General features: G+C 61.2%; 5 protein-coding genes and 1 pseudogene. 2 read left to right on the top strand and 4 right to left on the bottom strand.

Annotation, left to right across the window (positions count from 1 at the left end; translation table 11 throughout):
* From rsmH to dinB, 4 genes are all read right to left on the bottom strand, one after another.
* On the bottom strand, positions 1-581 hold a 581-nt coding region (rsmH, locus tag Y707_RS0112175), incomplete at its 3' end, for a 16S rRNA (cytosine(1402)-N(4))-methyltransferase RsmH (protein ID WP_026535300.1).
* Positions 582-790: 209 nt separating this feature from the next.
* On the bottom strand, positions 791-1,222 hold the full coding sequence (mraZ, locus tag Y707_RS0112170) for a division/cell wall cluster transcriptional repressor MraZ (protein WP_026535299.1): 432 nt from the start codon (positions 1,220-1,222) through the stop codon (positions 791-793).
* 385 nt (positions 1,223-1,607) lie between these two features.
* On the bottom strand, positions 1,608-1,976 hold the full coding sequence (locus tag Y707_RS0112165) for an SCO2097 family morphological protein (RefSeq protein ID WP_026535298.1): 369 nt from the start codon (positions 1,974-1,976) through the stop codon (positions 1,608-1,610).
* Positions 1,977-2,149: 173 nt separating this feature from the next.
* Positions 2,150-3,370 (bottom strand): DNA polymerase IV, encoded by a 1,221-nt coding sequence (dinB, locus tag Y707_RS0112160; RefSeq protein ID WP_026535297.1) that lies wholly within the window; start codon positions 3,368-3,370, stop codon positions 2,150-2,152.
* 95 nt (positions 3,371-3,465) lie between these two features.
* On the opposite strand from dinB, the gene Y707_RS30705 reads away from it, so the two are divergent.
* Both Y707_RS30705 and Y707_RS31470 read left to right on the top strand, forming a co-directional pair.
* The gene (locus Y707_RS30705; RefSeq protein ID WP_026535296.1) at positions 3,466-4,035 is read left to right on the top strand and encodes a hypothetical protein; all 570 of its coding nucleotides are present in this window, start codon (positions 3,466-3,468) and stop codon (positions 4,033-4,035) included.
* Positions 4,032-4,248: pseudogene (locus Y707_RS31470) on the top strand (hypothetical protein); the annotation flags it as partial. The gene Y707_RS30705 and the pseudogene Y707_RS31470, both read left to right, overlap by 4 nt.

Below are 4,248 nucleotides of genomic sequence, written 5' to 3'. Positions count from 1 at the left end.
ACGAGCTGTCCCGTGGTGCTGAAAGGCTGGTTCCTGCGGAAGGCGGCGATAGCCGAAACAATCCGCCCGGCAAACTTTTCCTCCCCCCAGGTCCGGATGATCCGGAGCAGATCCTCCTCCGTGTAGGTGTTCACCACATCCGCAGCGGTGCTGCCGCGGCTGGTGTCCATCCGCATATCCAAAGGCGCGTCGTAGGAGTAGGCAAATCCTCGCTCGTGTTCGTCGAGCTGCAGCGACGATACGCCGAGGTCAAAGAGGATGCCATGTATTGAGTCGATGCCAAGATCGTGGAGGACATCCGGCAGCTCGTCATACACTGCGTGAACCAGATCGGTGCGGACCGCGAACCGGGTCAGCCTTTCCCCGGCCAAGGCCAGTGCCTGTTGGTCGCGGTCGATTCCCACAAGGTGCACGCCCGGGAACCGGCTGAGCAGCGCTTCCGAATGGCCCCCCATGCCCAGGGTTGCGTCCACAACCACCGGACGGTTACTTGCGGAGTCAATCGCGGGGGCCAGGAGATTGATGCAACGATCGCGCAGCACCGGAATGTGTCGTTCCTCGGTGGGGCGTTCGTTGCTCATACTCCCCTCCTTACTGCTGAGTCCGGGCTGACTGCTGTTCATTGCCTGCACCGTGTTCTTGAATCAGACCCCCATCCGCACCTGGTGTTCGGGTCTGCCTGACTCCGGGGAAGGTGATTCAGGTAGTTCCTGGTACCGGGCGGCTGGAGATCTCATTCAAGAATCGGTTCCGCGGTGGTTAATTGTTGTGACTTGGGTGGCAGCGACTGTCAGAGAATCCCCGGCAGCGCATGTTCGTCAGTCTCGGAGAAGGAAGTTTCCTTCTCCTCGAGGTAGCTGTTCCAAGCTGCGGCATCCCAGATCTCCGCACGGTTACCCGCGCCGATCACTGCAAGTTCGCGGCCCAATCCTGCATAGGTGCGCAGGTTCTGTGGAATGGTTACCCGGCCCTGCTTGTCGGGTACCTCATCCGATGCCCCCGACAGGAAAACCCGAATATAGTCCCGTGTCTGGCGCGACGAGATGGGTGCATCCCGCATCTGCTCGTGGACCTTTTCGAATTCCCGCTGACTAAAAACGTAGAGGCAACGCTCCTGTCCCCTGGTCAATACCAAACCGTTGCCAAGCTCCTCGCGGAACTTGGCCGGCAGGATCAACCTCCCCTTTTCATCAAGGCGTGGCAGGTGTGTTCCGAGGAACATCTGCCACCGCCTGTCCGGTCCGGGAGAAACCCTTGCGTCACCACAACGCTCTTATAGCCACCACTTTACTCCACATTCCTCCCCCGTCAATCCACCCGGCACCTTTTCTGCCGCGTGTTGAAGTGAAGTTCCGGGCAAACACGGGTGGAGACGGCTGTGGTGGGAAGTGGAGGGAAAACAGCCATGAAGTGGCACCGACACAACGACTGCCGGGGTTTCCCGGCGCTATGGCGGGTTAAATGACTCAGGATCCGCCGAAGCGGATCCTGTGATCGAGCATTTTGCCTGCTGTGGGCCTAGTGGAGGATGCCCGTGGCGGGAAGTGGAGGACTTGCTGGCGCGGAGTGGAGGACTTTCAACTTAACGTCCGTCCGCAATGCGGCGCCTAAGGTTCTTCCCTGCGCCGGTCCTCCCAGCGGTCCTCCAGATTGCTCATGAAGTTTCCCTGGGACTTTGACTTGCCTGTCTTCTTATCCTTGCGTGCTGCAGCTTTCGCTCCCTGGGTGGAAGCCCAGTAGACCCCTCCTCCCATGATGAGGAAGCCGCCGACGCCAACGAAAATGAGTTGGGCCGATACGCCAACCAAAAGCACCAGTAAGCCCACCACAGCAGCGAGCGCACCGATAACGATATGGCGCGTAGAGAGGGCGTGCATCCGGTCATTCCCCAGCGAGCTGGCGAATTTGGGGTCGTCGGCCTGCAACTGCCGTTCCAATTGCTCAAGCAGCTTTTGTTCGTGTTCCGAGAGTGGCATTGCTGCCTCCTTACGGTAAGTGCCGACGTCAACATGGCCGTGACGGGTGGCCGGTTAGGGTCACAGCCATCAGGCGGGCTGCCAAATGATTGATCTGCCTACCTCTAGGATAGATGGCATTCGTCCGTTGTGAAAGCTGTAATTTCCGCAGGCGCAAGCGGCGAACCGGCTGCCTAGCGCGGCTTCCCCTCCCGCGGCAATAATCTGGCCGGTTGAACGTTGTCCTGCCCGTATTTCCGGTTGACCTGATCGAGGGCCGCCTCAGCTGCCCGCCAGTTGTCATCGCGTCGGTCGATAGTGAGTTGGTCCATGGTTCCGGCCCCTTCCTCCAGCGACTCCGCCCGCAGGCCAATCAGCCGCACGCTCATCGGACGAGGCCCCAACGCGGTCAACAAGGAGGCCGCCGCGGCGTAGATCAGCTGGGCACTGTTCACCGGTTCGGGGAGCGTCTTCGAACGGGTCAAGGTACTGAAATCGGAGTAGCGGACCTTAATCGCCACCGTTCTACACATGATGCCGCCGGAGCGAAGCCGGGAGGCGGTCCGGTGTGCCAGCCGAAGCAGTTCGGTGCGCAGGACCTGTTCAGAGTCTACGTCTGTGACAAATGTCTCCTCAGCCCCGATGCTCTTCTCCGCCCGTACCGGGGTCACTGTCCGGTCATCCTGGCCCCACGCGAGCCTGTACACATGCTCGCCCGCCGCCCCCAGCGCCCGTTTCAGCGTGGAGGGCGGTGTTTGGGCCACGTCCTCGATGGTCGAAATTCCCAGCCGGGCCAACGCCTGCTGGGTCTTGGCTCCAACTCCCCACAATGCAGAGACCGGCAGCGAGTGGAGATAGGGAACGGTTTCGTCCTTGGGAATGACCAGCAAACCATCGGGTTTGGCACGGGTGGAAGCGATCTTTGCGACGAATTTGCTGCTGGCCACGCCTACCGACGCCGTAATCCCCAGTTCGGTCTCGACCCGGTGGCGGATCAGCTGGCCGATTTCCTCTGGAGGTCCCAGCCGGCGGATGGCTCCCTTGACGTCCAGGAACGCTTCGTCCACGCTAAGCGGCTCCACTAAGTCTGTGATTTCGGCGAAAATAGCCATCACGCGCCGCGAGGCCTTCCGGTACTTCTCCTGATGAGGTTCGATTATGACGGCATGCGGGCAGAGCCGCCGCGCCACCGCCATCGGCATAGCGGACCGGACGCCATATTCCCTGGCCTCATAGGAACCGGAGAGTACAACGGAGCGGGACGACTCCGAGCCCACAATGACTGGGACTCCCCGGAATTGCGGGGCATCCAACAGTTCGACGGAGACGAAAAACGCGTCCATATCGACATGGAGGATTGTGCAGTCCAGGTTTCGCGGAGCAGAATCACGCGGACCGCCGCCTGACGGGAGCATCACAGTCACATCTTAAGCGTTGACTCCGACACTTTGGTGTCGCTGGCTAAAATGGGGCCATGACCGCCACGGCACCGCGAGCACAGGGAGCACCAGTGAGTTCAGGCAACGCAGGCGGCCGGGGCAGAGCCCTTCGACTCCTTACTGCTATAGGTACGGCGCTTCTGGTTTCCAGTTGCGCCGGCTCTCCCGGCGGCCAAACGTCCCCGCCACAACCGGAAACGGCGCAGAGAAGCACGGCGGCCGCTTCCACCACGGAGCAGACGCCGGACTCCTCTCCGTCGTCGAGCCCTTCCGTCGCCGCAACCGGCTCCGCGGCAGCAGATCCGCTGGTGGAGGATTTCCCCACTGAGCTGATTCCTGTCCTTGACGGCTCCGAGGTGCTTGTGTCGGATGTCAAGGCAGCGGGCGACGCCGCCGCTGTTTCCTTGGTGGCGGTTACGGAAGCGCCGGCCGCGAAGGTCCTCGATTATTACGACGGCGTACTCTCGACCCAGGGTTTCGAGGCACTGGAAGGAAGCTCCATCGACGGAACGGCGTCTAAGACGTATGCCCGTGGTGCAGGAATGGAGACCGTCAACATTTCCGCGGTGGAAACCGACGGCCGGACGACCTACACGATCGGCGCACATGTTTCGGCTGAATCAGTAGAGTTGGGCACGTGACTTCGCCGCTGAACAGCACCGCCTCCGCCTCAACCAACGACGGCGACTCTCAACAGTGGTTCATCTCCGCCGTCGGAGCCCGTCTCACGGATTTCCTGGCGGAACGCCGTACGGAGTTGCTGGACATCTCCCCCGACGCCATTGAGTTGCTCGATGCGATTTCCGATCTGTCGACCGGCGGCAAAAGAATGCGCGCGAGCCTGTGCTACTGGG

The sequence above is a fragment of the Arthrobacter sp. H14 genome (genome assembly GCF_000520495.1).
Classification (GTDB): Bacteria; Actinomycetota; Actinomycetes; order Actinomycetales; family Micrococcaceae; genus Arthrobacter_C.
This window is presented reverse-complemented; position numbering and strand designations above follow the sequence as displayed.